Origin of the sequence: Amycolatopsis sp. WGS_07 (assembly GCF_045278895.1) — a bacterium.
GTDB lineage: Bacteria > Actinomycetota > Actinomycetes > Mycobacteriales > Pseudonocardiaceae > Amycolatopsis.
In genome coordinates this window covers 4,008,748-4,025,703 of record NZ_CP136053.1, presented here as the reverse complement: position 1 = coordinate 4,025,703, position 16,956 = coordinate 4,008,748, and the positions used below count along the sequence as shown (strand labels likewise).

The window sequence follows — 16,956 nt, the reverse complement described above, 5'->3', positions numbered from 1 at the left end:
CTACTCCTGCGGAATGTTGCGCAGCAAGGCGCGCAGGCCTTCCGCGTCCAGCAGATCCGCCGGGCGCAGCGTGTGTCCACGTCGGACATAGTGGAATGCCGCGCGGACCCGTTCCACCGGGACTTTCTTCAGCGCCGCCCACGCGAGCCGGTACGCACCGAGCTGAATGGACAGTGCCGGCAACCGTTCCTCGGACGGGACGGAGCCGGTTTTCCAGTCCACGACTGTCCAGCCGCCGTCGGGATCCGCGTACACCGCGTCCATCCGACCGCGCAAGGTAATGCCCTCGACGTCCGCGGAAAACGGCACCTCCACCGCCACCGGGACCCGGTCAGCCCATTCGCTGCGCTCGAAAGCTTCTTGCAGGGCTTCGAAATCACTGTCCGGAGCTTCGCCGACGTCGGCCGCCCCGGGGAGGTCGTCGATCTCCAGGAGACGGTCTCCGGAGAACCGTTGCTCCAGCCAGGTGTGGAACGCGGTACCGCGACGGGCGAACGTATTGGGCGGCAACGGAAGCGGGCGACGCAGGCGTTGCGCGAGAGCGTCCGCATCGGACGCCAGGTCCACCAGCTGGCTCACGCTCAGCTGCGCTGGCAGCGCGACGCGGTCCACAGTGGATTGCGAGCGGGCGCGTTCGGCGAGCAGAACGTCGGTGTCGGCGGCCCAGCCGTCCGGGTCCTCCGGGTCGACGACGTCCTCGTCCTCTTCGGGGTAGTCGTCGGGCAGGTAATCGTCTTCGTCTTCGGGTTCCGGCGGCAGCGGGATTTCGTCGTCGTCCGCGGCGGGGAGCGGTTCGGCTTCTGGTTCCGGCTCCGGTTCTTCTTCCAGGGCAGCCATTTCCGCCAGCACGAGGTCCACCCCGCTGGCGACGCCGGATCGCCGGTCGCCCAGCGGATCCACCGGCCACTTCGCTGTCCGGGAATCCGCGACCAACGGGTTTTCATCGTCCTCGGCCGGTTCGTCCGCCCAAACATCGACCACGCCCAGCGGTGGCTCGGCCTCGCCCATCACCTCGGCGATCTCGGACAGAAAGATGGACGGCCCTTTCGCCCGCGTACTGCTTTCGTTCCACCAATGCCCGGAAACGAGCAGCGCACGCTCAGAACGCGTCAATGCGACGTAACACAACCGTCGCTCCTCGTCGGCTTCGCGCGCGACGAAACCTTCCTCGTGCAGTTCTAGCGCTTCCTGCACTTCCTTGCGGTCATAGCCTTCCGCGACGTGCAGCTTCGGCAGATCCGCCGCGTCACCACGCAAATGCGCGGGCAGTGCGGTGGAAGTGCGCAGCCAGGAAGACGAACGACGCTTGCCCGGAAACACCTCGGCGACCAGATGCGGGACAGCCACCACTTCCCACTCGAGCCCCTTGGCGGAGTGCACCGTGAGCACCTGTACCCGGTCCGGCACCACCTGCACTTCACCGGGCGTCAAGCCGTCTTCCGCGTGTGCCGCGGTATTCAGGTAGTCCACAAAGGACAACAGAGTGGCGGTCGGCGCGGTTTCCGCGTAGTCGGTGACGACTTCGGCGAACGCGTCCAGGTGCGCTCGCCCGGCTGAACCCGGACGAGCGAGCGATTCGACGTCAAGCAGCATGGTGCGTTCGACGTCCGCCACCAATTCCGGCAGCGACTGGTCCAGCCGACGACGCAATGCGGTCAATTCCGCGCCCAGGCGACGAATTCGGCGGTACCCATCGGCGGAATAGCGCTCGGGCGCGCCGGGTTCGTCGACTGCGTCGATCAGCCCGGCCTGCTCCGCGCGTTCGGCGACCAGTTCCGGTTCCTCGCCCTCCTGCGCGCGCGGCTCGGGCGAAGTGAGTTCGTTGGCCCGCCGCCACAACGCCGCGACGTCCGCCGCCGCGATCCGCCAGCGCGCGCCAGTGAGCAACCGGGCCGCCGCGCTTCCGGCCAGCGGATCGGCGAGCACCCGCAGCGTGGCCACCAGGTCGGCGACCTCCGGTTCGTCCAGCAATCCGCCGAGGCCCACGACCTCCACCGGAAGACCGCGCATCCGCATTTCCGCCGCGATCGGCGCCATGTCCGCGCGGCGGCGCACCAACACGGCAGCGGTCGGCGGCTTGCCGGATTCTTCTTTCTCCGCATGCCAACGCTGCGCCATCTGATCGGCGACCCATTCGCGTTCCGCGCGCACGTCCGGCAGCAAAGCGACCGCAATGTCCGCCGGACCAGCACCGTCCCGCGCGCGCAGCCGCTCGACGCCGAGACCGCGCTGCCGCAACGGTTCCGAGATCGCGTTCGCCAGCTCCAGAATTTCCGGCGGATTGCGGAAACTGGTGAGCAGCCCGAATTCGTGTGCGGTTTCGAGCCGTTCCGCACCTCGGCGCGGGAAGTCCGTGGTGAACCTCGGCAGGTTCGCCGCACTCGCGCCGCGCCAGCCGTAAATGGCCTGCGCCGGGTCGCCGACCGCGGTCACCGGCATCGGCGGGTGATCGACCCCGCCGAACAACGACCGCAGCAGCACTCGCTGTGCGTGCCCGGTGTCCTGGTATTCGTCCAGCAGCACAGCCCCGTACCGCTCGCGTTCCCCGGCGACGACCGCCGGATATCCATCGGCGAGCTGCGCCGCGAGCGACATCTGGTCCGCGAAGTCCAGCGCGCCTTCCGCCCGTTTGCGCCGGTGGTAATCCTCGACCAGCGGCAACAACGCCAGCCGGAACCGTTGCGCCGCCAGCACTTCCTGCAGCTTCACCGGCAGCGACGCACGCTGCCCTTTAGCGCGCGGAGCGTTTTCGATGATCTCGCACAGCCACTCGGTGTACTGCGCGAGCTTCTCCGTCGAAATCAGATGCTCGCCAAGTTCGCCTGCCAACGCGAGCAGCTGCGCGGTGACCGTCGGCGGCACTCGGTCGGTGTCCAGGTCGTTGTCCCAAGTGGACACCACGCGATGCGCGAGCTGCCACGACGAAGTCTCCGAAAGCAACCGGACGCCAGGCTGCACCGGCAACCGCAAACCGTGTTCCGACAACAACCGCCCGGCATACGCGTGATAAGTCAGCACCGTCGGCTCACCCGCGACCACAGTGGCCCGCAGCGCACCCGACGGGTCGATCCGCTCCAGCAGCCCGGAACCAGCGAGCCGCCGCAACCGTGCGCGCACCCGCTCACCGAGCTGACGCGCGGCTTTCCGGGTGAAGGTCAGGCCGAGCACCCGCTCCGGGCTCACGATTCCGTTGGCCACCAACCAGACCACGCGCGCGGCCATGGTTTCGGTCTTCCCCGCGCCCGCGCCCGCGACGACCAGCGACGGCTCGACCGGCGACGCGATCACGGTCGCCTGCTCGGGCGTCGGACGGTGCAACCCCAGTGCGTCAGCGATTTCCGCGGGTCCGACGGGGTTGGCGACAACCACCGGGCTCACGGTCCGGTCACCTGGCGGCCTTCCGGACGCAACGGGCAGCAACCGCGCGCCGGACAGCGGTCGCAGTCGGCGTTCTCGTGCGCCTGGTAATCCGGGCCGACCGCGGCAGCCGCGGCCGATCGGACGAGTTCCAGCCACTCGCGCCCGCTGTCCTCGTCCATCGGCGGCTGATCCCGTTGCGTGGCCCCGGTTTTATTGTTCCCCTTCGCGACATACACGAGCTTCGCGCCGCCAGGCGTCTTCTTGCCCTCGACCGCCCCCAGCAGCACCGCCAGCTGATACGCCGCGAGCTGCGGATGCTTCTCCGCGTCCGCACTGGACACCGGAACCTTGCCGGTCTTGATGTCCACGATCACCGGGCGGCCGTCCTTGTCCATCTCCACCCGGTCGACCCGGCCGCGCAGCAGCACGCGCACCTCTTCGTCGCCCATCGGCAACTCGACCTCGATGTCCTGCTCGACCCCGGCCTCGATCAGCTCGCGACGCGACATTTCCAGCCACGACACGAAGTTGCGCAGCATTTGCTCCACCCGGGACCGTTCGCGCCGCGAAAACCACGGTGCCCCAGCATCGACACGCACCCACGCTTCTTCCAGCGCGGCCTGGATCTGCTCCTCGGTGCTGCCACCTGCGATCGCCTGCGCCAGACCGTGCACCAGGGTCCCGGTAACCGCCGCCAGCTGCGCCGGGTCGCTCCCGCCGTGCCGCTCGATAAGCCAGCGCAACGGGCACTTCACCAGAATCTCCACAGTGGACGGCGAGATCCGCATGAGATCGCCAGGCCCGTGCACCGGGTCCTCAGTGGACGCTTCCAGCAGCCCGTACCAGGTGTCCGGATGCGCACCCGGAACCCCAGCCGCGGCCAACCGGGCAAGCTGTTTCGCCGCGCGCTTCCGCCGCTCCGGATCCGCCTTGTCGTCGCACACGACCTCGCGCAGCTCGCCGACCAATTCCGCCAGCACGAGCGAGCGACCCGGCGGCTTCATCCGCGAATCGAGCATGCCGTCGTCCGCGCCGTTCTCCTCAAGGTCGTCGAGGAATCGGGACGGCTGCTCGTCCTCCCCAGCCACCGCGGTCACCAGCAGAGTCCGGCGCGCCCGGCTCGCCGCGAGATAAAACAGCCGCCGTTCCTCAGCGAGAATCGGCGCGATAGCGGACACCTTGTCGTGTTCGTCCACTCCGGACAGCAGATCGACCAGCCGCTCCACGCCCAGCAACGACCCACGCAACCGCAAGTCAGGCCACGCGCCTTCCTGCACCCCGGCGACCGCGACCACCGTCCACTCGCGACCCGCCGACGCGTGCGCGGTAAGCAGTGAAACCCCTTCACCCGGAATAGCGGCCGGGGCGAGCGTGTCCCCCGCGATGTTTTGCGACGACAGGTAATCCGCGAACGACGCGACACTCGCCCTGGGCAACCGATCGGCATACCGGCCAGCCGAATCGAACAGCGCCACCACCGCGTCAAGATCGCGATCCGCCTGCGCACCAAGCGAACCGCCGCGATCCACCATGCGCAGCAACCGTTCCTGCAGCCCGCTCGCCTGCCACAGTTCCCACAGCACCTGCTCGACGCCTTCACCACGGCTCACCGCCTGGTGCGTGACGCTCAACAGATTGCCGACACGACGGACCGGCAGCGCCTCGTTGTCAGCGAGACCGACGAGAATGTCCCCGCCCCGCAACGCTTCCACGAGCAGTTCGTCACTCGACCGCTGTCCGCCGCCAGCCAGCTCCAGCCGTCGGAGACCACGCCGCAACCGCCGCAACGCCAACGGATCAGCCCCGCCGAGCGACGAGGACAGCAGCATCTCGGCGATGTCGACGTCCAGCAACTCCGGCTCCGCCGCGATCCGCAACACCGCCAGCAACGGCCGTACTGCGGAGTGTTTCGCCAACGGCAATTCCTCGGTAGCCGAACCGATCGGCACCCCCGCCGCCCGCAAGGCCCGTTGCAGCACAAGGAAAGTCCGCGCTGGCGACCGCACCAGCACCGCCATCTCCGACCACGGCACCCCGTCCATGAGATGCGCCCGCCGCAGCTGGTCGGCAATCCAGCTCGCCTCGCCCGCCGGAGTCGGCATCAGCCGCACCCGCACCTTGCCGCCGCGTTTCCCTTTCGGCGAAACAAGTTTGCGATGTGCGGAAGCACCAGAAAGCGTCGCGCCGAGCTTCGCGACCGCCGTCCGGATCGTCGGAGCGAGCCGGTGCGACGTGGTCAGCATGACTGTCCGGTCGCCGTCGTTGTCGGAATCGGCGAACAGCTTCGGATCCGCGCCACGGAAGGAAAACACCGACTGGTCCGGATCGCCGGCCACCACGAACTCCTCCGCGGTGTGCCCGATCGAACGGATCAGCTGGACCTGCAATGGATCCAGGTGATGCGCGTCGTCCACGAACAGGTGCCGGACCCGGCTTCGCTCCCGTTCGCGCAGCTCGTCGTCGTCCTCCAGCGCGAGCAACGCCGAGGTGACCAGCTCAGCGGCGTCGAGCGCGGGCGCGGCGGGCAGCCCCAGCGCGTTGCCGCCGGCGCCCTGCAGCTGCGTGACCTCCTCGTACTGCGCCCAGAACTGCCCAGCGGCGACCCACTCTTCGCGATCCTGGCGATGCCCGAGTTCGGTCAGATCCTCCGGCCCGAGCCCGCGCTCGGCCGCCCGCATCAGCAGATCGCGCAGTTCCTCGGCGAACCCGGGCACGGTCAGCGCGGGCCGCAGCTGCTCCGGCCACCCGGTCGCGCCCTCCTCCAGGTCGCCCTCCAGCAGCTCGCGCACGACCACGTCCTGCTCGGCACCGGCCAGCAACCGCGGCGGAGGCAGCTCCTCGGCGCGAGCTTCCAGGCGCAACAAGGAAAACGCGTACGAATGCACTGTGCGCACCAGCGGTTCACTCACTGTGCGCGGCAGCGGGGACTCCTGGTCCGGATCCGAGGTGAGCCGCCGGGTGAGGTCGGCCCGCAACGCGTCGGCCGCCCGACGGGACGTCGTGAGCAGCAGCACGCTCTCCGGATCCGCCCCCTCCGAGATCCGGCGCGCGGCGGCGGTGGCGAGCAACGCCGTCTTGCCGGTGCCCGGCCCGCCCAGCACCCGGCGGAACCCAGCGGGGGCCGACAGCAGCCGGCGAGCGTCCTCGTCCCAGGTGAACGAGGGTGCGGCGGGGACCGGCGGGCGCACCAGCCGCGCCTGCCCGTTTCCCGCTCTCCGCACGTGCACATCAGCGATGGAACCATGCCCGCTCACCCGGGTGGCGCACCGGCACACCCCTCGGCGGGACTATCATCTGGCGAGCCATGAACGACGAACTGCACGAGCGGATACGCGCAGTCATCGCCGACGTCCCCGCGGGGACAGTCGCGACGTACGGCGACGTCGCAGCGCTCTCCGGAGCCCCCTCGCCCCGCCTGGTCGGCCGCACCCTCGCCGAGGACGGCCACGACCTGCCCTGGCACCGCATCCTCCGCGCGAACGGGACCCCCGCGCCGCACCTGCTGCACGAACAGCTGGAGCGGCTGCGCGCCGAGGGCGTGCTGGCGGACGGCGAGAAAGTGGACCTGCGGAAGTACCGCTGGCGGCCCGACGGCAGCGAGCCCCACGACGTTTCTCGGGGCGAGGACGAGCCGCCCAGCTTGTTCTAGCTGCCCCGGCTGACGACTCGACTTCGCAGCAGCTCAGCGCCTCGCGGACGTCTCCACCAGGCGACCAGCCGCCACTGCGCCCAGCAGCGCCCGTCAACCCGGCACCTTCCGGATCCTGGCCAGCCGAACTCGCGCCCGCCCCGAGCCGGAAAGCGTGGCCTCCGCCATCCCCGACAGCCATAGCCCGCCACCCGCACTTTAGGTTAGCCTGACCTAATGAGCGTCCTGACTTACCACTCCGGCAAGGTCACCGCGGTCCGCCGGATCACCCCGCACATGGCCCGGATCACCTTCGACTGCCCGGGTCTCGCGGCGACGGACCCGGTGGCTCCGGACGCGTACGTGAAGGTGTTCTTCCCCCTCCCCGGCCAGGAGGAGCCGCATCTGCCGCCCGGGGAGGTGGGCGACGGCGACGTCCTGTCCTGGTATCGCCGGTATCTCGCGATGCCCGACGACATCCGGCCGCCGATGCGGACGTACACGGTGCGCGCGGCGCGTCCGGCGAGCGGCGAGGTGGACGTCGACTTCGTGCTGCACGAGGAGAGCAGCGGGCCCGCGTCGTCGTGGGCCGGGCAGGCGGAGGTCGGCGATCGGGTCGCGTTTCTGAGCCCGCACGGGCTGTACGAGGTGCCCGACGGCACGACGTGGCAGCTGCTGGTCGGCGACGAAACAGCGTTGCCGGCGATCGGCGGAATCCTCGAGAGGCTGCCGCAGTCGGCGCGCGCGTCGGTGTACGTCGAGATCCCGGACCGCGCGGAGCGACAGACCTTCGAGACCAACGGTGCGGTCGAGGTGCACTGGATCGTCCGAGGCGACCGTACGCACGGTGAAGCGCTCGTAGAGGCCGTACGCGCGGCAGAGCTGCCCAACGGCACGCCGTACGCGTGGGTGTCCGGCGAAGCAGGCGTTGTGAAGCTCGTTCGGCGACACCTTGTCCGCGAGCGTGGCTTCGACAAGACCGCCATCTGCTTCACCGGCTACTGGCGTCAGGGGCTCAGCGAAGAAGCCGTCGGACGCGAGCGGGCCGAAGCGTCTTAAGCGAGCTTCGCGACCACTAGCTTCACCAACGCGCCGAGACGCTGTCGCTCAGGCTGTAGCGTGCGGATTCCAGCTGTCTCTAATGGCGCAGCGGTCACCGGACCAACGCACGCGCAGACGACCGTGCCATCGCGCAGGGTCTCGCGCAGCTCCGCGCCGCGTCCGGACTCGTCGGCGAGCGTCAGGAAATTCGTCGCGGCCGGGGCGCTGGTGAACACCAACGCGGCCAGTTCTCCGGACAGCACTTCGTGGATCAACGAGAACACCGGCTGCGGATCCGGCGGCGTGTGCCAGCGATACGGCTGCACGGCGAGCACCGACGCCCCCGCCGCGGCAAGCGGATCGGTGAACTCCGGCAGCGGCGCGCCGTGCAGCTGAACAGCCACCCGCGCGCCGTCGACCCCGGCGTCGGTCAGCGCGCCGAACAGCTCGTCGTTGCTCTCGCCGGGTGCCGAGTACTCCTCGCGCAGGCCGACGCCACGCACCGCACCGACCGCTTTCGGCCCGCGCGCGAAGATGCGCGACCCGGACAGCGCGTCCAGCAGCGCCGAGCGGAGGCCCCAGCCTTCGGCGGCGTCGAGCCAGCCGCGGAAACCGGCCCCGGTGGTGACCGCCGCGAGGTCGATCGGCGCGGCGAGCACGGCTTCGGTGCCGCGGCGCAGCTCAGGATCGTCGGCCAGCGGGACGATCGTGATCGTCGGCGCGTGCCGAACCTCGGCGCCGTGCCGGAGCAGCGCCCCGATCAGGTCGTCCGCACGACGCTCGGCCGTCACCCCGATCCGCACCCCGTCCAGGTCACCCATACGCCTGTCCCATCTCCCGGATCGCCGTCGCCAGTTCCGTCCGCAGGTCCTCCGGCGCGAGCACCTCCGCGTGCGGCCCGAACCGCAGCAGTTCACCGATCGCCGCTTCTCCCGGTTCGACCGGCAGCTCGATCGTCAACCATCCGTCGCCGTCCGGTTCCGCTCCGGCGGCGACTGCCTCGCGGAGCGCCCGCGCGCCGACGCTACCCGCGTAGAACGGTACGAGAGCCTGCGCCCGCGGCGAGAGGCGCACTGTCGCCTTTCGGGGGTACATCCGGCGCTCGAACTGCTCGGACCACTCCTGCCAGTAACCGGCGAGGTCGAAATCCGCCGGTCGCTCGAACTCCTCGCCGAGGTCGGTCAGCTCGTGGATACGCGAAATCCGGTAGGTGCGATCGGTCCCCTCGCACCGGGCGGCGAGGTACCAGTTGCCCGCTTTGAGGATCAGCCCGAGCGGTTCCAGCACCCGCTCGACCTCGCGCTGCCCCCACCGTTCATACCGGACGCGAATCCGCCTCGCAGCCCACACCGCGTCGGCGACCGCGGACAGTGTCGGCAGGCTTTCGATGCCGCGATGCCAGCCGGGAACGTCGAGGTAGAACCGTTCGGCGACGCGACCGGCGCGGCTGCGCAGCTCCTGCGGCAACGCCGCGTACAGCTTCAGTTGCGCCGCCGCCAGCACCGTGCCGAGCCCCAGCTCCGCGGCCGCCACCGGGAGCCCGGCCAGCGCCAGCGACTGGGCCTCGTCCTCGTTGAGGCCGGTCAGCCGGGTCCGGTAGCCGTCGACGAGCTGGTATCCGCCGCTGCGCCCGCGGTCGGCGTACACCGGAACGCCCGAAGCGGACAGCGCCTCGATGTCCCGGTACACGGTCCGGACCGAAACCTCCAGCTCAGCGGCCAGTTCGTCGGCGGTCATCCGGCCGCGGTTCTGCAGCAGGAGAAGCACGGTGAGCAAACGGCCGGCACGCATGCGCAAAGTATGACTGAAAAACCTGACACAAGATGGCAGGTATGACTGATTGAGTGTGCGGCATGAACACGTTTGGCATGACGAAGTGGGAAGAGCACGTGGCGAGCGGCGAGGAGGGCGGCCCGCGCGTCGCCTACGTGCACGCGGCGATGGAGTACTCCGGCCTGATCCAGGGTGCGGCCACCGGCGACTACCTGCTGTACTACCCGGGCGAGGGTTACGACGGCGGCGCGACCACGTCGCCGGGCTACGACCGGTTCGAGGGCACCGTCGACGGCCGCCGCGGCACGTTCGTGGTCCGGCAGGAGTGGGGCTTCGACCCGAAGAGCATCCGCTCGACGTTCGAGGTCGTGCCGGGCTCCGGTACCGGCGAGCTGGCCGGCATCAGCGGCACCGGCACGGTGCACGGCGTGCTGGGCGAACCGACCGTGTCGTACACCTTCGACTACACGATCTGACGGAGGTCGAGATGCTGGAGGTGTCGCGCGAACAGGCGCTGGCGTACCGGATCGCCGAGCAGGGGCTGCATCGCTCCGTCGCCGATCCGTACGCGTTGCCGCTGCTGGACCTCGGTCTCCAGGACAGCATGCGCGACACCGCTGCGCTCTCGCTCGCCGCGCGGATGCCGGATCCGGTGACTCCGGAGTCGCTTGTGGACGATCAACGGCTCGCCCTGGTGTGGTCGCACCGGGGCGCGCCGCATTTCCACCGGCGCACGGACCTGCCGGAGCTGGTGACCGCACTGGTGCCGGTGGACGACCCGGACGCGCTGGCCCGGATGTTGTGGCAGAAAAAGGACATTCAGGCCGCTGGCGTGTCTCCTGTGGACGTTCTGTTCACGACCGCGCGAGCGATCCGCAAGGTGGTCACCAAGCCGATGACCAAAGGCGCGGTGAGCACCGAAATCACGAAGCTGCTGCCGCCGGCGTTCAGTCGTTGGTGCCGCGGCTGCAATGCGACCCATGTGCACGAACAGCTCATGCGGCTCGCTTCCCTGCACGGCGGCGCGCGGCTCGAACCCGGGCAGACTCCGGCGACGCTCGCACCGCTGGAGAATCGCGGACGGCTTTCCACCCGCCCGGTTCCCGCGGCGGTTTCGCGGGTGCTTGAGCAGTATTTGCGCTTCAACGGACCCGCGACGCCGGGTGACGCGGCCGGTTTCGTCGGCACCGCGAAGACTTGCGTACGAGACACCTGGCCCTCGGCGGTCACCGAGATAAAAGTGGATGGCCGGCGAGCATTCCTGCCGACCGATCGGTTGGCCGCATTGGAGAATCCGCCGTCGCCAGCTGGAGTACGGCTTTTGCCCCCGCTTGACCCGTATACCCAGGGCCGCGACAAAGCGGTGCTCGTCCCGGACAAAGCGCGGGCGAAAGAGGTGTGGAAAATCCTCGGCAGCCCCGGTGCGTTACTGGTCGACGGCGAGATTCTCGGCGTCTGGCGGACGAAAGCGTCGGGCAAGCGGCTGACCTTCACGCTCAGTGAATTCGACCCGCTGCGCCGCGCGGACCGCGAAGCCGCCGAGGACGAGGCCGCCCGGGCCGCGACCGCCCGGGGCTACCAGGACTTTTCCGTGACCTGGGCTTGACCGGCGGGCTAAAGTCTTGACGTGCTGAAATGGCTGCTCGACTCCGACCCAGCGCTGCGCTGGCAGGTCGAACGGGACTTGGCGGGCGCGCCGCCCGAGGTCTGGACGGCCACCCGGCACCGGATCGCGACCGAAGGCTTCGGCGCGCAACTGCTCGCGCACCAGGACCCGGACGGACAGTGGGCCGGCGGTGCCTTCTTCCCCGCCCGATTCCAACCCGGCCCAGACTCCGGACAGCCGTGGACGGCCACCACCTGGTCGCTCAATATGCTGCGCGAATGGGGACTGGATCCGGCGGTACTACGCGATCGCCGCACCGCCGAATTGATCGCCGAGAATTCCCGCTGGGAATACGAAAACCTGCCGTACTGGGACGGCGAGGTCGACGTCTGCATCAACGCCTGGACACTCGCGAACGGCGGCTGGCTCGGGGTCGACGTCTCCCGGCTGGCCCAGTGGTTCCCCGAACACCAAATGGACGACGGCGGCTGGAACTGCGAATGGGTTGACGGATCGAAACGCTCGTCCTTCCATTCGACGCTGAACGCCGTGAAAGGTTTGCTCGCCTACGACGTCGCGACCGGCGGCACCGACGAGACCCACGCCGCCCGCCGCGCCGGCGAGGAATACCTGCTGGAACGCCGTCTGATGTACCGCCTCTCGACCGGCGAGCAGGTCGCGTCCTGGGTAGACCATTTCGCGTATCCGATTCGGTGGCATTACAGCACGATCAACGCGGTCGAGTACTTCCGCGAAGCCGCCATCGTGGACGACACCCCGCCCGACCCGCGCCTCGCCGACGCGGTGGAGCGGATTCGCGCCGCCCGGCAGCCGGACGGAACCTGGCTGCAGGACGGGCGTTTGCGCGGCGACATGTGGTTCGAGGTCGACGTCCCGGCCGGCGAGCCGTCGAAGTGGCTGACGCTGTACGGAACGCGGATTCTGTCCTGGTGGGACTCGGCGCGGTCCTAGGACCGTGCGACGCGAAAGCCGACGTCGTCCACCCGGAACGTCGGGTGGCTCCGGCGGCGCACCGAAACCCGGACGCTCCAGTGTTCATCCGCCCAGCCGCCGCCTTTGAGGACCCGGTACTCGCCGTAGACCGCCGGATCGTAGAGATCCCAGCACCAATCCCAGGCGTTGCCCAGCAGATCGTAAGCACCCCAGGCGTTCGGGAGCTTCTCGCCAGGCGCATGCAGCCGGCCGCCGGAGTTGCCTTCATACCAGGCGATCTCGTCCAGATCGCCGTACCTCGGGCCTTCACTCCCCGCTCGGCAAGCGTGTTCCCACTCCGCTTCAGTCGGCAACCGGTAACCGGACGCGGTCTGGTCCCACTCCACTTCGCTGCCGTGAAGCCGATAGACGGGCGGGAGTCCGTCGCGTTCGGACAGTGTGTTGCAGAAGCGCACCGCGTCCAACCAGGACACCTCGACGGCGGGCAGCTCGCCGCCACCGCGGTATTGCTCCTCGGTGACCGGTATCGCGCCCAGCTCGAACGCGGGCACGTCGACTGTCCAGCTGCGTTCTGTCCGCCGGTCGGTGAGCGTCACCGAGCCTGGCGGGATCGGGACCATCCGCACCAGTCCGAGGCTAGCCGATCGACGCCGGGGTGTCGCTGGGGTCCACCGCGAGCCGGTAGCCGCGTTTGACCACCGTCTGCACCAGCCCACCGCCGCCAAGGGACGTCCGCAACCGGCCGATCGCCGTCTCCACCGCGTGCGCCTCGCCCCCGGACGGAAGCTCGGCGGACAACTCGCGACGCGCGACCACCCGGCCCGGCTGCCGGGCAAGCGCCCGCAGGAGCGCCATCGGCGCCGGGGCGATCTCTCGCCAATCGCCGTCCACCAACGCGCCGGTGCCGCGGACCTGCAGCACATGACCGGCGGCGTACAGCGTCGGCGATGCGGTGACCAAAGCGTCGGCGACGGTTCTCGCGAGCGCGCCGATCCGCGACCGTCGCGGTTGGACAGTCGGGACACCCAGCGCGGCGAGCGGACCGGCGGTGATTGGACCCACGCACGCCACGATCACCCGGCTGCTCAGTACCTCGACCAGCGCACCAAGCCGACCGGTCCGCCGTGCCATCGCGACTGTGGACGCGGCGGCGGGCGCGCTCGTGAACGGCAGGGCGTCGACAGTTCCTTCCAGAACCGCGTCCAACAGCCGGTCAAGCGGCCCGGGGTCGGCCGGGGCCACCCAGCGGTACACCGGGATCTCGATCACTTCAGCACCCGACTGCCGCAAGGCCTCCGCGAAGTGCGGCAGCGGTTCACCGTGCAGCTGTACCGCGATCCGCCGTCCGTCCACTCCGGACTCGGTCAGGTACTGCAGCAGTTCCGCGCTGCTCTCCGAAGCGGGCGAGTAGTCCTCCGCCAGCCCCGCCGTCCGCACCGCCCCGGCCGCCTTCGGGCCGCGGGTCAGCAACGAAGCGTTCGACAGGTGATCGAGCACCTTCTCGCCGAGGCCCCACCCTTCGGCAGCCTCGATCCAGCCCCGGAAACCGATCCCAGTCGTCGCCACCACAATGTCCACAGGCGACTCCAGCAACCGCATCGTGGCCGCGTGCAGCTCCGTGTCGTCGGCCAGCGGCACGATCCGGATCGCCGGCCCGTAGCGCACCGAAGCGCCCTGGCGCACAAGCAGCGCGCCCAGCTCTTCAGCTCGGCGCGCTGCCGTGATTCCCACCGTGAACCCGGCCAGCGGCCGGACTTCGGTCACGGCGAGCCCACCTCGATCACCCCGTCCCGCACTCGAACCGGATACACCGGCACCGAAACCCCTTCCGCGTCGAGGCACTCTCCACTTCGGAGCGAAAACCGTTCTTTGTAGACCGGGGAGGCGACCACCGGTTCTCCCCCGGCGTCGCCGACGATCCCGCGCGACAACACCGCGGCACCACTGATCGGGTCCCAGTTGGACAGTGCGTACCAGCTGTCGCCGACGTGGAACACCGCGACCTGCTGACCGTCGACCAGCGCCGCCGCACCGGAGAACTTCGGAATGTCCACCGCCGCGCACACCGCGGTCCAGGGTGAGGTCATGGTCATCGCCGCACCTCCGGAACTCCCAGCAGCACCGGGACCTTCTGCTCCCGCTCCGCCCGGAACGAGATCGACGGATCCGGCGTCCCCGGCGCGTTCACGAACGAACTGAACCGCGCCAGCTTGTCCGGGTCCTCCAGCACCCCGCGCCATTCGTCGGTGTAGCCCTCGACGTGCTTCGCCATCGCCGCGTCCAGGTCTTCGCAGATGCCGAGGCTGTCGTCCACGATCACCGCACGCAGGTGGTCGAGTCCGCCGTCCAGTTCCTCGATCCAGGGTGCCGTGCGCTGCAATCGATCCGCCGTGCGCACGTAGAACATCAGGAACCGGTCGATGGTGCGCACCAATGTCTCAGTGTCCACATCAGACACCAGCAGTTCGGCGTGCCGAGGCGTCGCTCCGCCGTTGCCGCCGACGTAAAGGTTCCACCCGTGCTCGGTGGCGATCACGCCGAAGTCCTTGCCACGCGCCTCCGCGCATTCACGCGCACAGCCGGAAACGCCAGCTTTGATCTTGTGCGGTGACCGCAGCCCGCGGTACCGCAGCTCCAGATCGATCGCCAACCCGACGCTGTCCTGCACGCCGTAGCGGCACCAGGTCGACCCGACGCAGGATTTCACTGTCCGCAACGACTTCCCGTAGGCGTGTCCGGACTCGAAGCCCGCGTCGACCAGCCGTCGCCAGATCTCCGGCAGCTGGTCCACAGTGGCCCCGAACAGGTCGATCCGCTGTCCGCCGGTGATCTTCGTGTACAGCCCGAAATCCTGCGCGACCTGCGCGATCACCATCAGCTTCTCCGGCGTGATCTCGCCGCCGGGAATGCGCGGCACCACCGAATAGCTGCCGTTGCGCTGCATGTTCGCGAGGAACCGGTCGTTCGTGTCCTGCAGCGTCGCCTGCTCGCCGCCGAGGATGTGCCCGTTTCCCAGCGTCGCCAGAATCGAGGCCACCGCGGGTTTGCACACCGCGCACCCGGTCCCCGTGCCGTACCGGCTCACGACCTCGCTGAACGTCGTCATCCGCGTCGCCCGGATGATCTCGAACAGCTCAGCGCGGGACTGCGTGAAGTGTTCGCACAACGCCTTCGACTGCTCAACCCCGCACGCATTCAGCAGCTTCGCGAGCATCGGCACACACGAGCCGCACGACGTTCCCGCCCGCGTGCACGCCTTCAGCTTGCCGACCGAATCGCAACCGTCCTCAGTGATCGCCCGGGTCAGCGTGCCCTTGGAAACCCCGTTGCAGGAACAAACCTGCGCCTCGTCCGGCAGCGCGTCCACGCCGACCGCCGCACCGCCGCCGGCCGGCGCGAGCAGCGCACCCGGGTCGGCAGGCAGCGGACGGCCGACCAACGCCCGCAGTGTGTTGTACTCCGCAGCATCGCCGACCAGCACCCCGCCAAGCAGCGTCCGGCCGTCGTCAGTGACCACGAGCTTCTTGTACGTCCCGGCCACGGCGTCGTTCACCGCGACTTCCAGCGCGCCTTCAGTCGCCGCGTGTGCGTCACCGAAGCTGGCGACGTCCACGCCCATCAGCTTGAGCTTCGTCGCGGTGTCCGGTTCGGGGAAGCTCGCCGTGGTGCCGGTGAGCTGCGCCGCGACCACCTCCGCCATCGCGTACCCGGGCGCGACGATGCCGTACACCCGGCCCTCGACCGCCGCGCACTCGCCGATCGCGTAAACCGCCGAGTCACTGGTCCGGCAGGTCGCGTCGACCAGCACGCCGCCCCGTTCGCCAACGTCCAAACCGGACTCGCGCGCTAGGTCATCGCGCGGACGGACACCAGCGGAAAAGACCACGAGGTCGACGTCCAATTCGGTGCCGTTGCCCAGCCGAGCCAGCAACCGTGCACCGTCCGACTCGATCGCTTCCGTGGAAGTTCCCGTGTGGACAGTCACGTCCAGGTTCGTGATGAGCCGCCGCAACAGCCCGCCACCGCCATCATCAACCTGCAGCGGCATCAAGCGCGGTGCCATCTCCACCACGTGCGGCGACAATCCCATGTCCCGCAACGCCTTCGCGGCCTCCAGGCCGAGGAGGCCGCCGCCGATGACCACTGCCGCCCGACGGCCACGCCCTTGGCGTTCAGCCGCGGCCCGGATGGCGTCGAGGTCTTCGATCGTCCGGTACACGAAGACGCCCGGCAGGTCCCGGCCCGGCACCGGCGGCACGAACGGACGAGAACCAGTCGCCAGCACCAGCGAGTCGTACGGCTGCACGTGTCCGGCCGCCGTCGTCACCGTCTTGGCGTCCCGGTCCACCGAAACGACGACCTCGCCGAGGCGAAGTTCGACCGCGTCGTCCCCGGCGTAGTCCGAACCGGGCAACGCCAGCGCGTCCGGGTCCCAACTGTCTACATAGGAGGTCAGCGCGACGCGGTCGTAAGCCGGACGGTTTTCCTCGCCGAAGACGACAACCTGCCACTCGCCCGCCGAGTCCGCCGCACGAAGTGCCTCCACGAACCGGTGCGCGACCATACCGTGCCCGGCGACCACCACTGTAGGCAT

Annotated in this window: 13 protein-coding genes; 5 read left to right on the top strand and 8 right to left on the bottom strand. The window is 69.3% G+C overall.

Annotation, left to right across the window (positions count from 1 at the left end):
• Both RPX00_RS19290 and RPX00_RS19285 read right to left on the bottom strand, forming a co-directional pair.
• A complete protein-coding gene (locus RPX00_RS19290) occupies positions 1 to 3,378 on the bottom strand; it encodes an ATP-dependent helicase (protein WP_406641151.1) in 3,378 nt (1,125 codons plus the stop codon).
• On the bottom strand, positions 3,375 to 6,548 hold the full coding sequence (locus RPX00_RS19285; RefSeq protein ID WP_406643007.1) for an ATP-dependent helicase: 3,174 nt from the start codon (positions 6,546 to 6,548) through the stop codon (positions 3,375 to 3,377). Before RPX00_RS19285 ends, RPX00_RS19290 begins: the two co-directional genes overlap by 4 nt.
• Positions 6,549 to 6,664: 116 nt before the next feature.
• Here RPX00_RS19285 and RPX00_RS19280 point away from each other — a divergent pair, with 116 nt between their 5' ends.
• Positions 6,665 to 7,009 (top strand): MGMT family protein, encoded by a 345-nt coding sequence (locus RPX00_RS19280; protein WP_406641149.1) that lies wholly within the window; start codon positions 6,665 to 6,667, stop codon positions 7,007 to 7,009.
• 216 nt (positions 7,010 to 7,225) lie between these two features.
• Complete coding sequence (locus tag RPX00_RS19275; protein ID WP_406641147.1) at positions 7,226 to 8,047, top strand: siderophore-interacting protein; 822 nt, start codon at positions 7,226 to 7,228, stop codon at positions 8,045 to 8,047.
• Here the strand turns inward: RPX00_RS19275 and RPX00_RS19270 are convergent.
• Both RPX00_RS19270 and RPX00_RS19265 read right to left on the bottom strand, forming a co-directional pair.
• Positions 8,044 to 8,850 carry a uroporphyrinogen-III synthase gene (locus RPX00_RS19270; protein WP_406641145.1) on the bottom strand — a complete coding sequence of 269 codons (807 nt, stop codon included), beginning with the start codon at positions 8,848 to 8,850 and terminating at the stop codon, positions 8,044 to 8,046. The genes RPX00_RS19275 and RPX00_RS19270 overlap by 4 nt on opposite strands.
• Positions 8,843 to 9,820, bottom strand: coding sequence for a helix-turn-helix transcriptional regulator (locus RPX00_RS19265; RefSeq protein WP_378308511.1), 978 nt, complete (start codon positions 9,818 to 9,820; stop codon positions 8,843 to 8,845). The genes RPX00_RS19270 and RPX00_RS19265 overlap by 8 nt, the downstream gene beginning before the upstream one ends.
• Before the next feature lie 62 nt (positions 9,821 to 9,882).
• On the opposite strand from RPX00_RS19265, the gene RPX00_RS19260 reads away from it, so the two are divergent.
• The 3 genes from RPX00_RS19260 to RPX00_RS19250 are packed head-to-tail and all read left to right on the top strand — an operon-like array spanning position 9,883 to position 12,380.
• Positions 9,883 to 10,278: a DUF3224 domain-containing protein gene (locus RPX00_RS19260; protein WP_406641143.1), complete on the top strand. Its 396-nt coding sequence runs from the start codon at positions 9,883 to 9,885 to the stop codon at positions 10,276 to 10,278.
• 11 nt (positions 10,279 to 10,289) lie between these two features.
• Positions 10,290 to 11,408: a DNA glycosylase AlkZ-like family protein gene (locus RPX00_RS19255; protein ID WP_406641142.1), complete on the top strand. Its 1,119-nt coding sequence runs from the start codon at positions 10,290 to 10,292 to the stop codon at positions 11,406 to 11,408.
• A gap of 21 nt (positions 11,409 to 11,429) precedes the next feature.
• Positions 11,430 to 12,380, top strand: a complete 951-nt coding sequence (locus RPX00_RS19250; protein ID WP_406641140.1) for a squalene cyclase — start codon at positions 11,430 to 11,432, stop codon at positions 12,378 to 12,380.
• Here RPX00_RS19250 and RPX00_RS19245 read toward each other — a convergent pair.
• Genes RPX00_RS19245 through nirB form a run of 4 tightly spaced genes read right to left on the bottom strand, consistent with a single transcriptional unit; the run spans position 12,377 to position 16,956 of the window.
• Positions 12,377 to 12,988: a formylglycine-generating enzyme family protein gene (locus tag RPX00_RS19245; protein WP_406641138.1), complete on the bottom strand. Its 612-nt coding sequence runs from the start codon at positions 12,986 to 12,988 to the stop codon at positions 12,377 to 12,379. The genes RPX00_RS19250 and RPX00_RS19245 overlap by 4 nt on opposite strands.
• A 10-nt stretch (positions 12,989 to 12,998) precedes the next feature.
• Entirely contained in the window at positions 12,999 to 14,126 is a 1,128-nt protein-coding gene (locus RPX00_RS19240; RefSeq protein WP_406641136.1) for a uroporphyrinogen-III synthase, read from the bottom strand.
• Positions 14,123 to 14,455 carry a nitrite reductase small subunit NirD gene (gene nirD / locus RPX00_RS19235; RefSeq protein WP_406641134.1) on the bottom strand — a complete coding sequence of 111 codons (333 nt, stop codon included), beginning with the start codon at positions 14,453 to 14,455 and terminating at the stop codon, positions 14,123 to 14,125. The genes RPX00_RS19240 and nirD overlap by 4 nt, the downstream gene beginning before the upstream one ends.
• Entirely contained in the window at positions 14,452 to 16,956 is a 2,505-nt protein-coding gene (gene nirB, locus RPX00_RS19230) for a nitrite reductase large subunit NirB (RefSeq protein ID WP_406641132.1), read from the bottom strand. The genes nirD and nirB overlap by 4 nt, the downstream gene beginning before the upstream one ends.

Excerpts from the sequence above, each read along its gene's own strand:
- nirB (WP_406641132.1), bottom strand. The coding sequence starts at position 16,956 with ATGCCTACAGTGGTGGTCGCCGGGCACGGTATGGTCGCGCACCGGTTC.
- nirD (WP_406641134.1), bottom strand. The coding sequence starts at position 14,455 with ATGACCATGACCTCACCCTGGACCGCGGTGTGCGCGGCGGTGGACATT.
- RPX00_RS19275 (WP_406641147.1), top strand. The coding sequence starts at position 7,226 with ATGAGCGTCCTGACTTACCACTCCGGCAAGGTCACCGCGGTCCGCCGG.
- RPX00_RS19255 (WP_406641142.1), top strand. The coding sequence starts at position 10,290 with ATGCTGGAGGTGTCGCGCGAACAGGCGCTGGCGTACCGGATCGCCGAG.
- RPX00_RS19280 (WP_406641149.1), top strand. The coding sequence starts at position 6,665 with ATGAACGACGAACTGCACGAGCGGATACGCGCAGTCATCGCCGACGTC.
- RPX00_RS19260 (WP_406641143.1), top strand. The coding sequence starts at position 9,883 with ATGAACACGTTTGGCATGACGAAGTGGGAAGAGCACGTGGCGAGCGGC.
- RPX00_RS19265 (WP_378308511.1), bottom strand. The coding sequence starts at position 9,820 with ATGCGTGCCGGCCGTTTGCTCACCGTGCTTCTCCTGCTGCAGAACCGC.
- RPX00_RS19270 (WP_406641145.1), bottom strand. The coding sequence starts at position 8,850 with ATGGGTGACCTGGACGGGGTGCGGATCGGGGTGACGGCCGAGCGTCGT.